Annotated in this window: 16 protein-coding genes and 1 pseudogene; 13 read left to right on the forward strand and 4 right to left on the reverse strand. The window is 73.1% G+C overall.

Going from position 1 to position 19613, the window contains the following annotated elements; all coding sequences use genetic code 11:
* Positions 1 to 141 precede the first annotated feature (141 nt).
* The gene (locus tag H181DRAFT_RS10660) at positions 142 to 1284 is read left to right on the forward strand and encodes a glycosyltransferase family 4 protein (RefSeq protein ID WP_045864381.1); all 1143 of its coding nucleotides are present in this window, start codon (positions 142 to 144) and stop codon (positions 1282 to 1284) included.
* A gap of 45 nt (positions 1285 to 1329) precedes the next feature.
* Here H181DRAFT_RS10660 and H181DRAFT_RS10665 read toward each other — a convergent pair whose 3' ends face one another.
* On the reverse strand, positions 1330 to 3144 hold the full coding sequence (locus tag H181DRAFT_RS10665; RefSeq protein WP_045864112.1) for an AMP-dependent synthetase/ligase: 1815 nt from the start codon (positions 3142 to 3144) through the stop codon (positions 1330 to 1332).
* A 288-nt stretch (positions 3145 to 3432) separates the two neighbouring features.
* On the opposite strand from H181DRAFT_RS10665, the gene H181DRAFT_RS10670 reads away from it, so the two are divergent.
* The 6 genes and pseudogenes from H181DRAFT_RS10670 to H181DRAFT_RS10695 all read left to right on the forward strand — a co-directional run bounded on the left by H181DRAFT_RS10670 (position 3433) and on the right by H181DRAFT_RS10695 (position 9123).
* Positions 3433 to 4194 carry a metallophosphoesterase family protein gene (locus tag H181DRAFT_RS10670; RefSeq protein ID WP_045864113.1) on the forward strand — a complete coding sequence of 254 codons (762 nt, stop codon included), beginning with the start codon at positions 3433 to 3435 and terminating at the stop codon, positions 4192 to 4194.
* 114 nt (positions 4195 to 4308) lie between these two features.
* A complete protein-coding gene (locus H181DRAFT_RS10675; RefSeq protein ID WP_045864114.1) occupies positions 4309 to 4785 on the forward strand; it encodes an SRPBCC family protein in 477 nt (158 codons plus the stop codon).
* 7 nt (positions 4786 to 4792) lie between these two features.
* Positions 4793 to 6235: an ArsA family ATPase gene (locus H181DRAFT_RS10680; RefSeq protein WP_368073261.1), complete on the forward strand. Its 1443-nt coding sequence runs from the start codon at positions 4793 to 4795 to the stop codon at positions 6233 to 6235.
* 242 nt (positions 6236 to 6477) lie between these two features.
* Positions 6478 to 6987: pseudogene (locus H181DRAFT_RS29885) on the forward strand (DUF5304 family protein); the annotation flags it as partial.
* A 330-nt stretch (positions 6988 to 7317) separates the two neighbouring features.
* Positions 7318 to 8259 (forward strand): ROK family glucokinase, encoded by a 942-nt coding sequence (locus H181DRAFT_RS10690; RefSeq protein WP_045864116.1) that lies wholly within the window; start codon positions 7318 to 7320, stop codon positions 8257 to 8259.
* Between the two features lie 84 nt (positions 8260 to 8343).
* Positions 8344 to 9123, forward strand: coding sequence for an endonuclease/exonuclease/phosphatase family protein (locus H181DRAFT_RS10695; protein ID WP_045864117.1), 780 nt, complete (start codon positions 8344 to 8346; stop codon positions 9121 to 9123).
* Between the two features lie 121 nt (positions 9124 to 9244).
* On the opposite strand, the gene H181DRAFT_RS10700 is transcribed toward H181DRAFT_RS10695, so the two are convergent.
* Both H181DRAFT_RS10700 and H181DRAFT_RS10705 read right to left on the reverse strand, forming a co-directional pair.
* Complete coding sequence (locus H181DRAFT_RS10700; protein ID WP_045864118.1) at positions 9245 to 9862, reverse strand: hypothetical protein; 618 nt, start codon at positions 9860 to 9862, stop codon at positions 9245 to 9247.
* Positions 9852 to 10622 carry an alpha/beta hydrolase gene (locus tag H181DRAFT_RS10705; RefSeq protein WP_045864119.1) on the reverse strand — a complete coding sequence of 257 codons (771 nt, stop codon included), beginning with the start codon at positions 10620 to 10622 and terminating at the stop codon, positions 9852 to 9854. The genes H181DRAFT_RS10700 and H181DRAFT_RS10705 overlap by 11 nt, the downstream gene beginning before the upstream one ends.
* 220 nt (positions 10623 to 10842) lie before the next feature.
* Here H181DRAFT_RS10705 and H181DRAFT_RS10710 point away from each other — a divergent pair, with 220 nt between their 5' ends.
* From H181DRAFT_RS10710 to H181DRAFT_RS10725, 4 genes are all read left to right on the forward strand, one after another.
* Entirely contained in the window at positions 10843 to 11706 is an 864-nt protein-coding gene (locus H181DRAFT_RS10710) for a lysophospholipid acyltransferase family protein (RefSeq protein WP_078895650.1), read from the forward strand.
* Positions 11707 to 11925: 219 nt separating this feature from the next.
* Positions 11926 to 13251: a MacS family sensor histidine kinase gene (locus tag H181DRAFT_RS10715; protein ID WP_045864384.1), complete on the forward strand. Its 1326-nt coding sequence runs from the start codon at positions 11926 to 11928 to the stop codon at positions 13249 to 13251.
* 29 nt (positions 13252 to 13280) lie between these two features.
* Positions 13281 to 13994 (forward strand): response regulator, encoded by a 714-nt coding sequence (locus H181DRAFT_RS10720; RefSeq protein WP_045864385.1) that lies wholly within the window; start codon positions 13281 to 13283, stop codon positions 13992 to 13994.
* A gap of 218 nt (positions 13995 to 14212) precedes the next feature.
* Positions 14213 to 15241, forward strand: a complete 1029-nt coding sequence (locus tag H181DRAFT_RS10725) for a 6-phosphofructokinase (RefSeq protein ID WP_045864120.1) — start codon at positions 14213 to 14215, stop codon at positions 15239 to 15241.
* A gap of 142 nt (positions 15242 to 15383) precedes the next feature.
* On the opposite strand, the gene H181DRAFT_RS10730 is transcribed toward H181DRAFT_RS10725, so the two are convergent.
* Positions 15384 to 17432 (reverse strand): anthranilate synthase family protein, encoded by a 2049-nt coding sequence (locus H181DRAFT_RS10730; RefSeq protein WP_078895651.1) that lies wholly within the window; start codon positions 17430 to 17432, stop codon positions 15384 to 15386.
* A 300-nt stretch (positions 17433 to 17732) separates the two neighbouring features.
* Between H181DRAFT_RS10730 and H181DRAFT_RS10735 the strand changes: the two genes are divergently transcribed.
* A complete protein-coding gene (locus tag H181DRAFT_RS10735) occupies positions 17733 to 19082 on the forward strand; it encodes a class II 3-deoxy-7-phosphoheptulonate synthase (protein ID WP_045864121.1) in 1350 nt (449 codons plus the stop codon).
* 154 nt (positions 19083 to 19236) lie between these two features.
* On the forward strand, positions 19237 to 19509 hold the full coding sequence (locus H181DRAFT_RS10740; RefSeq protein WP_078895680.1) for a (2Fe-2S)-binding protein: 273 nt from the start codon (positions 19237 to 19239) through the stop codon (positions 19507 to 19509).
* The last annotated feature ends 104 nt before the right edge of the window (positions 19510 to 19613 follow it).

Raw genomic sequence — 19613 nt, forward strand, 5'->3', positions numbered from 1 at the left:
TCTCCCTCACGCGGCTCACGCCGCCTTCGCTCATATGTGCCTGCTCGCTGCCCGCGACATCATGCCGTGCGGGTACGGCTGTTCATGCCGCGCTCAGGGGGCGGGGCGGCGGGCGTCACCCGGACGGTACTGTCGGCGGCGATGCGAAAGACGCTGATCGTCACCAACGACTTCCCGCCCCGGGCGGGCGGTATCGAGGCGTTCCTGCACAGCATGGCGCTGCGGCTGGACCCCTCACAGGTCGTCGTGTACGCCTCCACCTCGAAGCGAGGCCCGGAAGGGGCGGCGGAGACGGCGCGGTTCGACGCGGAACAGCCCTTCACCGTCGTGCGGGACCGTACGGCTGTGCTGCTGCCGACGCCGAAGGTCACCCGCCGTGCCGCCGCGCTGCTGCGTGAACACGGCTGCGGCTCCGTATGGTTCGGCGCCGCGGCCCCGCTGGGCCTCATGGCGCCCGCGCTGCGCGCGGCGGGGGCGAGGCGGCTCGTCGCCACGACGCACGGGCATGAGGCCGCCTGGGCCCAACTGCCCGTCGCACGCCGCTTGTTGCGCCGTATCGGGGAGGGCACGGACACGCTCACCTACCTCGGCGAGTACACCCGCTCCCGTATCGCACGGGCCCTGACGCCCGAGGCCGCCGCCCGCATGGTCCAACTGCCGCCCGGCGTCGACGAGAAGAGCTTCCACCCCGGCTCCGGCGGTGAGGCCGTACGGGCCCGGCTCGGCCTGGCAGAACGGCCGGTGGTCGTGTGCGTCTCCCGCCTGGTGCCGCGCAAGGGGCAGGACACGCTGATCCGTGCGATGCCCCGTGTCCTCGCCGAAGTACCCGGCGCCGTACTGCTGATCGTCGGTGGCGGCCCCTACCGGGAGGAGCTGGAGAAGCTCGCGGAGGCCACGGGCGTGGCGGACGCGGTGCGCTTCACCGGCCCCGTGCCCTGGGAGGAGCTCCCCGCGCACTTCGGCGCCGGCGACGTCTTCGCGATGCCGTGCCGCACCCGCAGGAAGGGGCTCGACGTCGAAGGGCTCGGCATCGTCTACCTCGAGGCCTCCGCGACCGGACTGCCCGTCGTCGCCGGCGACTCGGGCGGCGCCCCCGACGCCGTACTCGACGGGGAGACGGGCTGGGTCGTACGGGGCGGCGCGCCGGAGGAGGCGGCCGAGCGTGTGAGCACGCTGCTGAAGGACCCCGCCCTGCGGGCCCGGATGGGCGAACGGGGCAGGGATTGGGTGGCGGAGCGCTGGCGGTGGGACGCGCTCGCGGAGCAGCTCAAGACCCTGCTGTGAGCCCCGCCCCCGCCCCCGCGCCCGGCGCGGGGGCGGGGGCGGGGCTCAGGCGTACAGCGTCTCGATGTCGTCCGCGAAGTCCTTCGCGACCACGCCCCGCTTGAGCTTCAGCGACGGCGTGATGTGCCCCGACTCCTCGGTGAACTGGGTGTCCAGCACCCGGAACTTGCGCACGGACTCGGCCCGGGAGACCAGCGCGTTGCCTCCGTCCACCGCCTTCTGGAGTTCGGCCAGCAGATCGCCGTCCTGCAGCAGAGCGGCACGGCTGAGGTCCGACTTGCCGTTCTCCTCCGCCCACCGCGGCAGGAACTCCTCGTCGAGGGTGAGCAGCGCGCCGACGAACGGGCGTCCGTCGCCGACGACCATGCACTCGGCGACGAGGGCGTGCCCGCGGATGTGGTCCTCGATGACGGACGGTGCGATGTTCTTGCCGCCCGCCGTCACCAGGATCTCCTTCTTGCGTCCGGTGATGGTGAGGTAGCCGTCCGCGTCGAGGGTGCCGAGGTCACCGGTGTGGAACCAGCCGTCCGAGAGGGCCTCGCGCGTTGCCTCCTCGTTGTTCCAGTAGCCGGTGAAGAGGTGCTCGCCGTGCAGCAGCACCTCGCCGTCGTCGGCGATGCGGATCACGGATCCGGGGAGCGGCTGCCCGACCGTGCCGATCTTCTGCCGGTCGTAGGGGTTGAACGACGTGGCCGCGCAGGACTCCGTGAGGCCGTAGCCCTCCAGCACGGTGAATCCGATGCCGCGGTAGAAGTGCCCGAGGCGTTCGCCCAGGGGAGCACCGCCCGAGATCGCGTGCGTCGCGCGCCCGCCCAGCACCTCCCGCAGCTTGTCGTAGACCAGCAGGTCGAACAGCTTGTGGCGGAGCTTGAGTTGGAGGGACGGGCCCGAAGGGTCGTCCAGCGCGCGGCTGTAGGCGATCGCGGTCTCGGCCGCCTTGTCGAAGATCTTGCCCTTGCCGCCTGAATGGGCGTGTGCGCGGGCGGAGTTGAAGACCTTCTCGAAGACGCGGGGGACGCCCAGCACCATCGTCGGGCGGAACGCGCCGAGTTCGTCGGTCAGCGTCTTCACGTCGGAGACGTGCCCCAGTTTGATGGGTGCCATGACGGCCGCCACCTGCACGAGCCGCCCGAACACGTGGGCCGTGGGCAGGAAGAGGAGCACGGAGGACTCTCCCGTGCGGAACATGGGGCGGAGCCGCTCGACGACGTTCCCGCACTCCGCGAAGAAGCTGCGGTGCGTGAGTACGCAGCCCTTGGGACGTCCCGTGGTGCCGGACGTGTAGACGATGGTCGCGGGGGAGTCGGCGTTCGCGGTGGCGCCGCGGGCCTTGAGCTCCGCGTCGGGGACGCGGGCGCCGTCCTCCGCCAGCCGTGCCACCGCACCCTCCGACTGGTCGCCGGACCGCGGCGGTTCGATCTGCCAGATGTGCTCCAGGGCGGGGAGCCGGTCGCGTACGGACTCGACGGCCGCGGAGTGCGCGGCCGTCTCCACGAGGCAGGCCACCGCACCGGAGTCGCCGAGGATCCAGGCGATCTGCTCCGGCGAACTCGTCTCGTACACGGGGACGGTGACGGCCCCGGCGCTCCAGACGGCGAAGTCCAGCAGCGTCCACTCGTAGCGCGTGCGGGACATCAGGGCCACGCGGTCGCCCGGCTCGACGCCCGCCGCGATCAGACCCTTGGCGGCAGCCTGCACCTCGGCGAGGAATTCGGTGGCGGTGACGTCCGTCCACTGCCCCTCCCGCTTGCGGGCGACGACGGGCACTTCGGGATGCTGAGCCGCGTTGCGGCGGATGAGATCCGTCAGGTTTCCGTCGGCCGGCACCTCGTAGAGGGCGGGAAGGCTGAACTCGCGCAAGACTGTTGCTCCTCGTCGGCGCCGGACACGGTGGCCTCCGAGGGCGGCCTCCAGCGGCACGGATCAGGATCTCCGGAGGGATCCCGAGTGAATGACGGCCCGGACGTTACCCACGGGTAGGGGCGGCGGGATAGGGGTTGTCACCGAGATGTCTGCTGCGTCACACGACACCGGTCTGTCGGCGGCAGCCTAATCCCTCAGGGTGCCGACGGAAAAGTAACCGCAGGTGGGGCGGGGCCCTTGTCATCGGGTGCCGTACGGGGCGGACTCCGGCCTAGGGTGGGGCCCATGCGAGTCCACGTAGTCAGTGACGTACACGGCAACAGCCGCGACCTGGCCACGGCGGGTGACGGTGCCGACGCACTCGTCTGCCTTGGCGACCTGATCCTCTTCCTCGACTACGCGGATCACTCCCGCGGCATCTTTCCGGACCTGTTCGGTGTCGAAAACGCCGACCGCATCGTCCAGTTGCGCACGGAGGGCCGCTTCGCGGAGGCGCGGGAGCTCTCGGCACGGCTCTGGGAGGGCATCGACCGCGTCGCCGCCACCGAGGCGGCCGTCCGCGCGCAGTACACCGAGATGTTCGCCGCCTTCCCCGCCCCGACGTACGCCACCTACGGGAACGTCGACATGCCGCCTCTGTGGCCCGAGTACGCGAGGGAGGGCACCACCGTGCTGGACGGCGAGACGGCCGACATCGGCGGGCTGCGCTTCGGGTTCGTGGGAGGGGGGCTGCGGACGCCGATGCGCACGCCCTTCGAGATCGACGACGAGACGTATGCCGCGAAGGTGGCCGCGCTGGGCCCGGTCGACGTGCTCTGCTCCCATATACCGCCCGACGTCCCGGAGTTGTGCTACGACACGGTCGCCCGCCGGTTCGAGCGGGGCAGCGAGGCGCTGCTGGAGGCGGTGCACGCGGTACGGCCCCGGTACCACCTCTTCGGGCACGTTCACCAGCCGCTGGTTCAGCGGATGCGGGTGGGGCAGACGGAGTGCGTGAACGTCGGCCACTTCAACGCGACGGGCACTCCCTGGGTGCTGGAGTGGTGAAGGGCCGCGGGTCCGCCGGCAGCGGGAAGGACCCCCGCGTCGGCGGGTGAGCACGCGCGGTAGCCTTCGAGCGGCAATCGGGGGCCAGCTCGCAGCAATGGAGGAGCCACGGCGATGGCGGAACACACCAGTTCGAACATCACCATCGATGCAGCACCGTCTGCCGTGATGGGGGTGATCTCCGACTTCGCGCGCTACCCGGAGTGGACGGACGAGGTGAAGGAGGCCGAAGTCCTCTCCGAGGACGAGGCCGGCCGTGCCGAGCAGGTGCGGCTGCTGCTGGACGCCGGAGCCATCAAGGACGAGCACACCCTCGCCTACGAGTGGCACGGGGAGCACGAGGTCCGGTGGTCCCTGGTGAAGTCGCAGATGCTGCGCTCCCTCGACGGCGTCTACCGCCTCGCCCCGCTCGCGGGCGGCGAGCGCACCGAGGTGACCTACCAGCTGACGGTGGACGTCAAGATCCCGATGCTGGGGATGATCAAGCGCAAGGCGGAGAAGGTCATCATCGACCGCGCCCTGTCAGGTCTGAAGAAGCGTGTCGAGTCGGGCGGCGGCGCGACCGCCGGCCCGGGCGGCGCCAAAGGCTGAGGCGCGGGTGTCCCGGCCCACCGCGTACGGCACCGGGGCGGGCGGCGCCGACGGAGCCGGCGCGTTCCGGGCGGAGCCCGGCGGGGAGCACGAGAACGAGCACGAGGGCCCGTACGAGGGCCGGTACGAGGGGGAGCAGCGGGTGGAGGCGGCGGGCCGACCGTCCCGGAGTTCTCCGGTGCGTACGCTCCTGATCACGGGGCCGGGTGGCGCGGGCCGGACCACCGTCGCCGCGGCGAGCGCGCTGGCGGAGGCCCGCGGCGGCAGGAGGACGCTCCTGCTCAGCGGCGAACCGCCCGCCGTGCTCGCGCCGTTGCTCGGCGTGCCACAGCCCGCGACCCTGGCGACCGCGGGCGCTTCCGGTGCCCTGCCCGCCCAGGAGGGGCCGGCCGAAGTGCCCGCCACCGAGGGCCGGTTGTGGGTCGCGCGGATCGACGCGGGGGCGCAGTTCCGCAGCGGCGGCAGGGCCCTCCAGGAGCGGATCCGTCCGGCGCTCGGCATGGTCGGCGCGGAAGCCCTGGACGAGGACGAACTGACCGAACTCCCCGGCGCCGAGGCGTTCGCCCTGCTGCGCACGCTGCGGGCCGCGCACGCGGTCGAAGCGTGGGACACCCTCGTCGTCGACCTGCCGCCCACTCCGGCGGCGCTCCAACTGCTCGCTCTCCCAGGCCAGTTGCGCCGGTACCTGCGCAGACTGCTGCCGCCCGAGCGCCAGGCCGCACGCGCCCTGCGCCCCGCTCTGGCCCAGCTCGTGGGCGTGCCGATGCCGACGGCCGCGCTGTACGGGACGACGGCCCGCTGGGACGGTGAACTCGCCGCCGTCGAGGAGATGCTGGAGTCGCCCGGGACGTCCGTCCGTCTCGTCGCGGAACCGGGGACGCTGCCGGCGGAGGCGCTGCGCCTCGCGCGTGCCGGAACCGGCCTGTACGGGCTGCCGCTGGCGGCAGTGGTGGCCAACCGCCTCCTGCCGCTGGAGAGTTCGGACCCGTGGCTGAGAGGCCTGTCCGGGCTGCAGCGGGACGTCCTGGCGGCGTTGCGCGAGGAATGCGCGGCGCAGGACGTGCCGCTGCTCGAGGTGCCGCACCTGGGGCGCGACCCGCTCGGCGTGGAGGACCTGGACCGCATCGCCCGTGCGGCCGGGTTTCCCGGCGGGGCGGCGGACGCCGCGGGGAGCGGCCGCCGCGAGGGCGCCGGCGAGGTCGAGAACCGGATCGCGAGCGAGGGGCTGCTGGTGTGGCACCTTCCCCTGCCCGCCGTGCGCAAGGACGAGCTGGACCTCGTACGGCGCGGCGACGAGCTCATCCTCAGCGTCGGCCCGTACCGGCGCGTCCTCACGCTGCCCTCCGCGCTGCGCAGGTGCCGCGTGGCGGGCGCCGCGCTGGAGCGGGGAGTGCTGCGGGTGCGCTGCGAGCCCGACCCGGCGCTGTGGCCGGAGGAGCCGAAGGGCTGACGGGCGTCCGACGGGGCGGCGACGGCACGTCCCGGCGGCGCGGTGACGCGGCCGGTATCCAGCGCGCGGTCCGCCCGGCCTGCCCGCGCGGATGCGGTGCTTCCGCTCGTACCGGCGTGCGGCAGTCCCTCTACGGTCCCCGGCCGTTCGGGTAACGTCGGGAGTGGAGCGCCGCGCTCGCCCCCTTCCCGTACCCCCTCCCTTCGGATTCCCTCCGAATTCCCTCCGTAGGAGCCGCCGCCATGAGCGATGCCGCCGATCCCCGCGAGCCCGAGGCCGACGCCTGGGCCACGGCCTGCGAGGAAGACCTGGCCGCCGAGAAGGCGCGGCGCCGCGAGGAGTACGGGCAGCCGCCCCTGAGCGCGGCCGAGGAGCTGCGCCGGCTCGCGGACGCGGTCTCCGACAGGGTCGCCGAACTGGGCAGGCCGTTCGGCGGCACGGTGGCCTCCGCCGCCGCGCAGGGTGCGGCGCAGCAGCTGATCGCCCAGGCCAGGGCGGCCATCGAGCCGGTCGTCGAGCGCAATCCGGGGGTCTTCGACCACATCGCGGCGGCGGGCGGCGAGCTGCTCGCCGCCTACCGCGCCGCCGTCCAGAACGCCGAGGGGCGGTGGACGGCCGGAGCGGGCGGCGCGGCCCCGCAGACCGGCGACCCGGCGGGCGAGCGAGGCGAACCGGACGGGACGGGCCCGGCGATCACCGCCGCGGGCCCGGACGCCGGCGGGCCGGCCGGGGTGGAGCGGATCGACCTGGACAAGGGACCGTCGGACTCCGCGGGCCCCGGGCCCGACGCGGGCGGCGGGACGTCCGGGGACCGCGGGACGTCCGGGCGCTCCGGCACGTCCGCCAGCGGCGGGACGCACGCGGACGCCGAGACGGCCGGGGCCGGCGAAGGCCATGACGGGCCGCGCACGCAGGACCGCGGACCGGCCGGGTCTCCGGAGCGCCCCGGGCCCGCCGGGCCGGAGACCGGCGGGGGTCCGGGCGACGACGGGTGACCACCGTGCCACCGGGCACGAAATCGCGGCGCACGGCCTCCGGTACGGTGTTCCGCGGCGGGGAAGGACCGGAAGACCGAGGGACACATGGGACTCACAATCGGCGTCGACATCGGCGGCACCAAGATCGCAGCCGGCGTGGTCGATGAGCACGGAACGATTCTGGAAACCAGCACCGTGCCCACCCCGCCCACGGCGGACCACGTGATCGACGCGATCGCCGACGCGGTGCGGGACGCCAGCGCCGAGTACGAGGTGGACGCCGTCGGCATCGGCGCGCCGGGCTACGTCGACGACAAGCGGGCGACCGTCCTGTTCACGCCGAACCTGACCTGGCGCCACGAGGCGCTGAAGGACAAGGTCGAGCAGCGCATCGACCTGCCGGTCGTCATCGAGAACGACGCGAACGCCGCGGCCTGGGGCGAGTACAAGTTCGGCATCGGCACCGGCCACGAGGACGTCGTCTGCATCACCATCGGCACCGGTCTGGGCGGCGGCGTCATCATCGGGGGCAAGCTGCACCGCGGACGCTTCGGCGTGGCCGCGGAGTTCGGCCACATCCGCATGGTGCCGGACGGGCTGCTGTGCGGCTGCGGCAACCAGGGCTGCTGGGAGCAGTACGCCTCCGGAAGCGCCCTCGTGCGGTACGCGCGGCAGCGCGCCACCGCGACGCCGGAGAACGCCACGATCCTGCTGGGGCTGGGCGACGGCACTCCCGAGGGCGTCGAGGGGAAGCACATCAGCGAGGCCGCCAGGCAGGGCTGCCCCGTTGCCGTCGACTCCTTCCGGGAGCTGGCCCGTTGGGCGGGCGCGGGCCTGGCCGACCTCGCGTCCCTCTTCGACCCGGGGGCGTTCATCGTCGGCGGCGGCGTCTCCGACGAGGGGGACCTCGTGCTGGACCCGATCCGCAAGTCGTACCGCCGCTGGCTCGTCGGCAGCCGCTGGCGGCCGCACGCCGAGGTGCTCGCGGCCCGGCTCGGCGGCAAGGCGGGCATGGTGGGCGTGGCGGACCTCGCCAGGCAAGGCTGAACTACGGGTAGCACGCAGGTACTTGGCTGAGCGGCACGGCCGGGATGCCCCGGCGCGGTCGCCGTGGGCCGGTCGGAAAGAGAGATGAGAACCGCGCCGATGACGCTCGCGGATCTGCCGGCAGGACGGACCGGGACGGACGGTTCCGCCGTCGTCCGTCTGCTCAGTTACAACATCCGCTCCATGCGGGACGACAGGAGGGCGCTCGCCCGGGTCATCCGGGCGTGCGCCCCCGACGTCGTGTGCATCCAGGAGGCCCCGCGCTTCTTCCGCTGGCGCAAGCACGCCGCGTGGCTGGCCCGCGAGAGCGGGCTCGTCCACGTCACGGGCGGCGCCACGGCCACCGGACCGATGATCCTCTCCACGCTGCGCCCCACCGTGGAGAGCACGCGGGACGTGCTGCTTCCGCACACACCCGGGCTGCACCGCCGGGGCTTCGCCACGGCCGTGCTGCGCTTCGGGACTTCGGCGCGCCTCGGCGTGCTGAGCTGCCATCTGAGCCTGCAGACCGACGAGCGTCAGGCGCAAGGGCGCATGCTCCTCGACGAGTTGGGAGCTCTGGGGACCGAGCACACCGTCGCCGCGGGGGACCTCAACGAGCGTCCCCGGGGGAAGACGTTCCGGGCTCTCGCGTCGAATCTGCAGGACTGCTGGGCCGTGAAGCCCTGGGGCGGGGAGTACACCTCGACGCCGCGCGATCCGCACCAGCGCATCGACGCCGTCCTCGCCTCCCGAGGCGTGGAGGTGCTCGGCTGCGGTGTGCCGGACGGCCTCGACGGGATCACGGCATCCGATCTGCGTGCCGCCACGGACCACTTGCCCGTACTGGCCGCCCTGCGCGTACCGCCCGCCGCCGGGGCCTGAACACCGCGCGGCGCACCGGGGCGGCCGACATGGCCGGCACTGCCGCGCCGGGCGCGCGGGCCCGGCGGAAGTGCGTACCGTCCTGTCGTCGCGCCCCGGGGATCACACCGCCCCGGGAGGGTCACACGACCGCGCCGCGGCCCGGGTCGTCCCAGTCGTCCTCGTCGCTGCCGTCCCTCATCCGGGCGACCAGAGTGGCGAATCCGCCCAGGAAGCCGCCGACGCCGAGGGTCGTGATCCACCACGTCAGGTCCTGCTGGAAGAGGATCGTGAAGATCAGCAGAAGGGGGCCGCCGAGGACGCCGAGCCACGCGAACTTCGTCGTGGGGTCCGTCTGGGGCAGCGGCGGAGGCTCGGGCGGGACGAAATGGCCCTCGTCGTCCTCGTCGCTCTCGCCTCCGTCCTCGCTCTCGGCCCCGGGTGCCGTCCAGTCCCGCGGCCCCGCCCCGGCCGAGTAGACGGTGAAGCTGCGGACGGCCTTGCCGCCCTCGTCGCCCTCGCCCTCGCCGTCCGAGCCGGGGCCGGGGCCGGCGTTGGAGGTGGGCAGGGCCGCGGTGCGCGCGTCGCCGCCGGGTTCGCCGGCGGGCGCCAGGTCGTCCGCCTGGGGCGCCTCGCCGTATCCGGCGACGATCTGCTCCCAGGCGGCAGCCTCGTCCAGCGGCAGCGCGGGATCCGGGTCCCGTCCGCTCTCGGGATCCTCGCCGGAGTTGTGGTCTTCCGCGTCGGGATTACGCTCCATCACGTGCTGTCTTCCTCGCTGCGAGCCGGGTGATGAATCCGTAGGAGTCGGCGAAGATGCGCTCCGCGTCGTGGTCCAGTGTCGCCACGTGGAAGCTGTCCTCGAGGACGGTCTCCGTCACGTCGCCGGAGGAGACCTTGCTGAGCACGAGTGCCGAGTCCGACGGGGGCACGACGTGGTCGACGCGGCTGTGCATGACCAGCAGCGGCTGGGTGACCTGCGGCAGCTCGCCGAGCACGCGGCGGAAGAAGTCCCGCGCGGAGTACGCGGCGTGGGTCGGCACCCGCTCGTAACCCACCTCCTGCGAGCCGGGTTTGGCGATGTCGCTCGCGATGCCCTTCGCGGACCGGAGCACGAAGCGGCCCAGCGGCAGCGCGTACCCCTGGAGGCGCGGGAAGGTGACGGCCGGGTTCACCACGGCGACCCCGCTCACTGCGTCGCCGTGCCGCGCGGCCAGGCGGAGGGCCAGCGCACCGCCCATGGAGAGTCCGCAGACGAAGACCTGTTCGCAGCGGCGGGAGAGGTCGCGCAGCTCGCGGTCGACCGTCGCGTACCAGTCCTGCCAGCCGGTGACGGCCAGGTCCTCCCAGCGGGTGCCGTGCCCCGGCAGCAGCGGCAGCGAGACCGTCAGCCGCTGCGCCGCCAGATGGTCGGCCCACGGGCGCACGGACTGCGGGGAGCCTGTGAAGCCGTGGCAGACCAGGACGCCCGTCTCCGATCCGTCATGTCGCATGGGCTCGGCTCCGGGAAGGATGGACACGTCGGCCTCCAGCCGGTCTGTCTCGGATCGGTCGGCGTCTCGGTGCGGTGCTGCGGCACGGCCCCGCGGTGCTGGGGCAGGGCTCCCCGCCCCTGGGGGACGGGTCTGCAAGCCTACGCGCGGGGGCGGGGGACCGGGTAGTTCCGCTGTGCCTGACGGAGGAGCGCTGCTTCCTCGATGGCGAGATAGGGTCGCCATGTCGGAAACAGGAGGTCCTCGGTTGTTCTACGGAGCGATGAAACTGTCGGTCGGCAACGGGCTCAAGCTTGCCTTCCGGCCCTGGGTCGAGGGGCTTGAGCATGTGCCGGAGCACGGCCCGGCGATCCTCGCCAGCAACCATCTGTCCTTCTCGGACTCCTTCTTCCTCCCCGCGGTCCTGGACCGCAAGGTCACCTTCATCGCGAAAGCCGAGTACTTCACCTCACCCGGCGTGAAGGGCAAGCTCACGGCGGCCTTCTTCAAGGGCGTCGGGCAGCTGCCCGTGGACCGCTCCGGTGCGCGGGGAGCGGGCGAGGCGGCCATCCGCAGCGGCCTCGAAGTACTCTCCCGCGGCGAGCTGTTCGGCATCTATCCGGAGGGGACGCGCTCCCCGGACGGCCGTCTGTACCGCGGAAAGCCCGGCGGGCTCGCCCGTGTCGCGCTGCGTTCGGGGGCTCCCGTACTGCCCGTCGCGATGATCGATACGGAAAAGATCCAGCCACCCGGCCAGGTTGTGCCCCGGCTGATGCGGCCGGGCATCCGCATCGGCCGGCCGCTCGACTTCAGCCGCTACCAGGGCATGGAGAACGACCGCTTCATCCAGCGGGCGCTGACCGACGAGGTCATGTACGAGATCATGCGGCTCTCCGGTCAGGAGTACGTCGACATGTACGCCACCGCCGCCAAGCGGCAACTGGCCGAGGAGGCCAAGCGGAAGGCCGAGGCGGAGAAGGCCGGGGCGGCGGAGAAGGGGCCGCGGAGGAGCCCCCGCCCGGGAGGACCGGGCAACGACGAGCCCCCGACGAATCCCGGGCCGGGGCACGGGCCGAGCAGCGGACCGCCGCCCGCGAGGCCCGCGCGGAACGAGCAGGACAGGGCCGCGTAGCCCTCGCACCGTCCCGCTCGCGGTACCGCGTGCCGAGGACGCGGGGCACACGGCACACTGCACAGCACACCGGGCACACCTCACCGGCACACAGCAGACCGGCACAGCACACCGGCACACAGCACACCGGCACACAGCACACCGGCACTCGCGCAGGACCGGTGGACGACGGCAGAGCAAGGCGATCAGGGGGCGGGGGCAGCGAAGTTGGTCACCAAGATGTCTGTCGAACAGCCGTTGTGGCACGCGCTGACGGGCTATCGGCTGCTCGCCGTGGGCTACGCGATCACGATCTACGTGTGGGCCCTCGACCGGTTCCGCCACCCCGTCCCCGGCGCCGTCTACCTGGCGGTGCTCACCGTCTGGACTCTGGCGACCCTCTCCCGGGTCTCCTCGGCGCGGCGCTGCACCAAGCGCTTCCTCGCGGTGGACGTCACCCTCGCCGTCGGCGGGATCCTGCTGTCGGTGTACGTGGACGGGGCGGGGGCCGTGAACCCCACCATCCCCACGATCTGGGTCGCCGGGCCCGTCCTGGCGTTCGCGCTCAAGGGCGGCTGGCGCTGGGGGGCCGGGGCGTCGGTGCTCGTCGGCATCGCCAACATCCTCGAGCAGGGCGACGTGACCCGGCCCACCCTCCACAACGTCCTGCTGGTCTGCGTCGCGAGCATCGGCATCGGCTACGTCGTCGAGGTCGTCCGCGCCAGCGAGCGCACCCTGGCCCAGGCGCTGCAGATCGAGGCCGCCACACGCGAGCGGGAACGCCTGGCCCGCGACATCCACGACAGCGTCCTGCAGGTCCTCGCCATGGTGCAGCGCCGCGGGACGGCGCTCGGCGGCGAGGCCGCCGAGTTGGGCAGGATGGCCGGCGAGCAGGAGGTCGCGCTGCGCACGCTCGTCTCCGGCGGCCTCGTCCCCGCCCAGGGCTCCGCCCCCGCCCGGGAGCAGGACGGTCCGCCGGCGGCGGAGGCCGCGCGCGGCGGCTCCGGCGGACGGAGGCGGCTCCTTCCGGCGGTGAGACGCCGGCCGGGGCGCGGTGCCGGCGCGGAGGACGGCGGGAACGGGCGTACCGGCGCGGCCGCGGGCACCGGCGGCTCGGGCAGCGGCGACGCGTCCGGCGGCCCGGAGTGCGATCTGCGCCCGCTGCTCTCCCGGCATGCCGGGGCGGGCGTCACCTTCGTCGAGCCGGGAGCGCCCGTGCTGCTGCCGGAGCACGCGGCGCGGGAGATGGCGGCCGCTGTCAGCGCCGCCCTCGACAATGTGCGGCAGCATGCGAAGGGCCCGGCCGGCGGGCCCGCCCACGCGTGGATCTCGCTGGAGGACGAACCGGACGGAGTGCTCGTGACCGTACGGGACGACGGCCCGGGGCTGTCAGAGGGGCGGCTGGCGGCCGCGGAGGCCGAGGGAAGGCTCGGCGTCGCGCTGTCCATCCGCGGGCGGATGCGCGAACTGGGCGGCGGTGCCGAGCTGTTGTCGGTGCCCGGCCAGGGCACGGAGGTGGAGCTGAGGCTGCCGAAGACGGCGGCCGGGAGGTCCGCGCGATCATGACGGATGCCACGACGTCGGGGGACACCGCGATGGAGAAGACGGACAAGGCGCAGGAAGACGAGAAGCAGCGCCCCGAGCAGCGCCCGGTCAGGGTGATGGTCGTCGACGACCACCCGATGTGGCGGGACGCGGTCGCCCGCGACCTCGGCGAGGCGGGCTTCGACGTGGTCGCCACGGCGGGCGACGGCCCGCAGGCCGTGCGGCGCGCGCGGGCGGCGGCACCCGACGTCCTCGTCCTCGACCTCAACCTGCCGGGCCTGCCGGGAGTCGAGGTCTGCCGCAGGCTGGTCGGCGCGGGCAGCGAACTGCGGGTGCTGGTGCTGTCGGCGAGCGGCGAGCACGCGGACGTCCTGGAGGCGGTGAAGTCCGGCGCCACGGGCTACCTGGTGAAGTCGGCGAGCATGGAGGAGTTGCAGGACGCGGTCCGCCGTACCGCCGTGGGCGATCCCGTCTTCACGCCCGGTCTCGCGGGGCTGGTGCTCGGCGAGTACCGCAGGCTCGCCTCCGACCCCGCGCCCCCGGCCGGGCCGGACGAGCCCGCCGTGCCGCACCTGACCGACCGCGAGACGGAGGTTCTGCGGCTGGTCGCGAAGGGGCTGAGCTACCGGCAGATCGCCGAGCGCCTGGTCATCTCGCACCGCACGGTCCAGAACCACGTGCAGAACACCCTGGGCAAGCTGCAGCTCCACAACCGCGTGGAGCTGGTGAGGTACGCGATCCAGCGGGGCCTCGACGAGGAGTGACGGCCGCCCGCCGTGGCCGCTGTGCGGCGCGGACGGCTCCGGCGGCGTTCCGGTGGTGCGGGCGGGCGCAGGGCCGCTGATCAGCGGTGTCGGCGTCCCGCACCGTCCCGCCCGCAAAAGATCCACGCCGCACCGTCCCATGTGATGTGGATCACCGCTAGCGTGTGCGCAGTTGCGTACGGAGTCGCGCGTCGCGCGGCGGTGAGAAGGGAGATCCCATGCGGGTCGGAGTGCTGACCGGTGGCGGCGACTGCCCCGGGCTCAATGCCGTCATGAGGGCCGTCGTCCGTAAGGGCGTCCAGGAGTACGACTACGAGTTCCTCGGCTTCCGGGACGGCTGGCGCGGCCCGCTGGAGGGGGACACCGTCCGGCTGGACATCCCCGCGGTGCGCGGCACCCTGCCGCGCGGCGGCACGATCCTCGGCTCCTCCCGTACGAACCCCTTCAAGGAGGAGAACGGGGTCCGCCGTATCCAGGACAACCTCGCCAAGTTCGAGGTGGACGCCCTCATCGCGATCGGCGGCGAGGACACCCTCGGTGTCGCGGCCCGTCTCACCGACGAGTTCGGCGTCAAGTGCATCGGCGTGCCCAAGACGATCGACAACGACCTGTCCGCCACCGACTACACGTTCGGCTTCGACACCGCGGTCAACGTCGCCACGGAGGCGATCGACAGGCTGCACACCACGGCCGAGTCCCACATGCGGGTGCTCGTCGTGGAGGTGATGGGGCGGCACGCGGGCTGGATCGCCCTGCACTCCGGCCTCGCGGGCGGCGCCAACTCCATCCTCATCCCCGAGCGGCGCTTCGACGTCGACGAGGTCTGCGGCTACGTCCAGTCCCGGTTCAAGGCGAGCTACGCCCCCATCGTCGTCATCGCGGAGGGCGCCATGCCCAAGGACGGCGACATGGTCCTCAAGGACGACTCCCACGATTCCTTCGGCCACGTGCGGCTCTCCGGCGTCGGCGAGTGGCTGGCCAAGGAGATCGAGAAGCGGACCGGCAAGGAGGCCCGTACGACAGTGCTGGGCCACATCCAGCGCGGCGGGACCCCGACGCCCTTCGACCGCTGGCTCGCCACCCGCTTCGGGCTGCACGCCATCGACGCGGTGCGGGACCAGGACTGGGGGAAGATGGTCGCGCTCGAGGGCACCAGGATCGTCAGGGTGCCGATCTCGGAGGCGACGGCGCAGCTGAAGACCGTCGACCCGGAGCTGTACGAGGAGGCAAGCGTCTTCTTCGGCTGAGCGGTCGGGGGCGTCTGAGCGGCGGGGGCGTCGCACGGCCCCTCGCCGGCCGGTCCGCACGAAGCCCGGCCGGCCGCCGGTGACCGGTTCGGCGCCCCGTCCCGCCGCCGCAGACCACTGCGGCGGCGGGACGGCCTCCCCTTCAGCGGCTGCCGGTGCGGCCGGCCGGCACGAGCCCGGCCAGCAGCTCCGAGACGATCCCCGGTCCGTCGAGGGTCAGCACCGACTCCGGGTGGAACTGCACGCCGGCGAAGCCCGGCCCGCGCAGTGCGTGCACCTCCCCGCTCGCCGCGTCGCGGCTGACCTCCACCCCTGCCGGTACGGCACCAGGACCCGGGGTGCCGCCTTGCGGGCCGCAGCGCAGGGCGTAGGAGTTGTAGAAGCCCACGGTCTCCCGCCGCCCGAAGAGGTCGATCTCCTCCTGCGCTCCCTGGTAGGGCCGCGCCTTCCGGACGATCTCCAACCCCAGTTCGGCGCCGAGCAGTTCATGCCCCAGGCAGACCCCCAGCAGCCCGTGCCGGTGCTCGCGCAGCAGCAGAGCCGCAAGCTCCCGCAGCACGCGCATCTTCGCGGACGCCTCCCGGGGGTCGCCGGGGCCCGGCCCGAGCACGACCGGACCGCCGTGACGGAGCGCGACCCCGTCCAGGCCCGGCTCGTCGTAGCGCCGCACCTCGACGCGGGCGCCGGTGGTGCGCAGCAGATGGGCGAGCATGGAGGTGAAGCTGTCCTCCCCGTCCACGACCAGGACGCCGGCGCTCGCGGCGCCCTCCCGTCCTGTGCTCACGTGGCCGGGCCGCCCGGTGCCGGAGGGGCCGGGCTCCTCGCCCGTCCGCATCCGCAGCCAGAAGGGCGCCAGGTCGGCCCTGCGCGCCTGGAGCGCCGCACGCACGCGCGGATCGCCGGCCAGCCGCGGCGCTTCCCTCCGCACGGCCCCGGGCCGCCCGGACGGAGCTTCGCGTACGCCGAGCGCGCTCAGCACCGCGGCCGCCTTCGCGTGCGTCTCGGCGACCTCGCCGGCCGGGTCGGAGGCGCGGACCAGCGTGGCGCCGACGGGGACCCGCAGCTGCCCGCTGCGGGCGTCGATGTCGGCCGTCCTGATGAGGATGGGGGAGTCGAGGGTCCGGGACCCTCCCGCGTCCCGGCCGATCAGCGCGAGTGCTCCCGCGTAGTAGCCCCTGCCGTCCGGCTCGTGGCGGCCGATGACGCGGCAGGCGTTCTCCACGGGCGAGCCGGTCACCGTCGCGGCGAACATCGTCTCGCGCAGCACCTCGCGCACGTCCAGCGTGCTGCGGCCCCGCAGTTCGTACTCGGTGTGCGCCAGGTGCGCCATCTCCCTCAGGCGCGGGCCGACCACCACCCCGCCCATGTCCCCGACGGCGCACATCATCTTCAGCTCCTCGTCGACGACCATCGACAGCTCCTCGCGCTCCTTGCGGTCGGCGAGGAAGCGGAGCAGGCCCTCCACCGAGGGGCCCTCCGGCGGGTACCGGTACGTGCCGCTGATGGGGTTCATCACCACGGTGCCGCCGCTCACCCGCACGTGGGCCTCGGGGCTCGCCCCGACCAGGACGCGTTCCCCTGTGTGCACGGCGAACGTCCAGTACGCGCCTCTCTCCTCGGTCAGCAGGCGCCGTAGCAGCGAGAGGGCGTGGCCGCGCCCGAACCCGTCGATGCGGCCCCGGTACGTGCGCCTGATGACGAAGTCGGCGCCCTCGCCCGTGCCGATCTCCTCCTCGACGACGCGGCGGACCGTCTCCGCGTATGCCTCGTCGCTGACGTCGAACCCGCCGTCCTCCACCTTCACCGGGCCACTGGGCAGCGCCGCCACGACGTCCCCCAGCGGCAGCTCGTGGACCTCCTCCGGGACGAGGACGACCAGGGGTGTGCCGTCGTCGCGCGCGTCGAAGCCCCGCTCGCGGATCTGCCGGAAGGGCACGAGCGCGAGGGCGCCCGGGCCGCCGGGGATCCCGGCGAGCGTGGACACCTCCCGCACCGGGCCGATGAGGACCTCGACGGTCTCCGCGTCACGTCCGGGAGTACGTCTCCGCAGCAGCGCGAAGGGCGGAGCGTCCTCGTGCAGCAGGCGCCGGACGAGCGCGGCAGCGGCGGCGGGCCCGCACGGGCTGCCCCCGCCGGCTCCGTTCTCGGCTCCTTCCACGGCCGGGCCGGGCTTCTCGCCGGAATGGGTCATCTGATCGTTCCTTCCTGGTCACTGCGGTGTCAGGCAGGGAGGAACGGCCGCGGAAACGCCGATGGCCGCCCCTCGGGCGGCCATCGCGTCGTCGGTCTGTCGTGGTGCGCGCGCAGTCAGTGGGCCGCCGGATGAGCGGTCCACCACCAGCTGGTCGGGAGTGCTTCCGCCGGAAGCACGGGGCGGGTCTGCGCGAGCATGGCGCGGAGCCTACAGCAGGCCGGGCCGCGAGGGTGCTCTCCGTCTCAGCACTCGGGCGGCCGGGTGGGACCGCCGGGGTGACCCCGTAACCTGGGGCGCGTGAATGTGAACGCCAACCCCGACGCCGGTGCCCGCACCTGGCGAGACCTTCCCGCGGCGCAGCAGCCCGACTGGCCGGACCACGAGGCTCTGCGCGAGACCGTCGCCGAGCTCGAGTCCTATCCGCCCCTCGTCTTCGCGGGCGAGTGCGACCAGCTGCGCGCCCGTCTGGGTGCCGTCGCCCGGGGAGAGGCGTTCCTGCTCCAGGGCGGCGACTGCGCGGAGGCCTTCGACCAGGTCAGCGCGGACAACATCCGCAACAAGCTGAAGACGCTGCTCCAGATGGGCGCCGTCCTGACCTACGCCGGGGCCGTGCCCGTCGTCAAGGTCGGCCGGATCGCCGGGCAGTACAGCAAGCCGCGTTCGAAGCCGACCGAGACGCGTGACGGTGTGACGCTGCCGTCCTACCGCGGCGACTCGGTGAACGGCTTCGAGTTCACCGAGGAGGCCCGCAGGCCGGACCCGCAGCGGCTGAAGCGGATGTACCAGGCGTCGGCCTCCACGCTGAACCTGGTGCGCGCCTTCACCACCGGTGGCTACGCCGACCTGCGCCAGGTGCACGCGTGGAACCAGGACTTCGTGAAGCGCTCCCCGTCCGGGCAGCGGTACGAGGCGCTGGCGCGCGAGATCGACCAGGCGCTGAAGTTCATGCACGCCTGCGGCACGGACCCGGAGGAGCTGAAGACCGTCGAGTTCTTCTCCTCCCACGAGGCGCTGCTGCTCGACTACGAGTCGGCCATGACCCGTACGGACTCGCGCAGCGGCAAGCTGTACGACGTCTCGGGCCACATGGTGTGGATCGGTGAGCGCACGCGCCAACTGGACGGCGCCCACATCGAGTTCGCCTCCCAGGTGCGCAACCCGGTCGGGGTGAAGCTCGGTCCGGCCACCACTCCGGAGGAGGCGCTCACGCTCATCGACCGCCTCGACCCGGACCGTGAGCCCGGACGGCTCACCTTCATCACCCGCATGGGAGCGGACAAGATCCGCGACCGGCTGCCCACCCTCGTCGAGAAGGTCAGCGCCTCCGGCGCGCAGGTGGTGTGGGTCTGCGACCCCATGCACGGCAACACCTTCGAGGCCGCGAGTGGGCACAAGACCCGCCGGTTCGACGACGTACTGGACGAGGTCAAGGGCTTCTTCGAGGTGCACAAGGGCTCGGGCACCCACCCCGGCGGCATCCATGTCGAGCTGACGGGCGACGACGTCACGGAGTGCGTGGGCGGCGGCGACGAGATCTTCGTCGGCGATCTGCACCAGCGCTACGAGACGGCCTGCGACCCGCGGCTCAACCGCAGCCAGTCGCTCGATCTGGCCTTCCTGGTCGCGGAGATGTACCGGGACCAGTGACGCGGCACCGCGCGACGGGGCCCGCACCACTGCTGTGATGCGGGCCCCATCCCGTGTTTCTGGACAGCCCGTGGAAGGTAAGGTTAGGTTAACCTCATCAGGCCGGAGCGGTAGTCGACCCCGCCCGGCCAGGCCCCGGGCGAAGGAGATGCGCGTGTACGTCTGCTCCTGCTTCGGCATCACGGAGCGGCAGGTCCGCGAGCACGCGGAGGCCGGAGCCTGTACACCGCGCCAGATCGCCTCGGCCAGCAAGGCCGGAACCGACTGCGGATCGTGCGTGCGCCGCATCCAGGGGCTCCTCGGACGCGGCGGCTGCCCGCGCAGGCAGCTGGAGGAGACCGAGCCGGCGGTGAGCGTGCCGGCCGCACTCGCAGCCGAGGCCTTCCGCGGTCAGGACGAAAGGGCCGGCGTCGCCGAAGCGGCTTAGGGCCTCTCGCCCCGGCCCGCCGTACTCAGCAGCGCGTCCCGTGTCCATGAGGACACGGGACGCTTGTGCGTGCGGACGGGGCCGCCGTTTCCGTGGAGGCGGAG

The organism is Streptomyces sp. WMMB 714 (assembly GCF_900090125.1).
Classification (GTDB): Bacteria; Actinomycetota; Actinomycetes; order Streptomycetales; family Streptomycetaceae; genus Streptomyces; species Streptomyces daqingensis.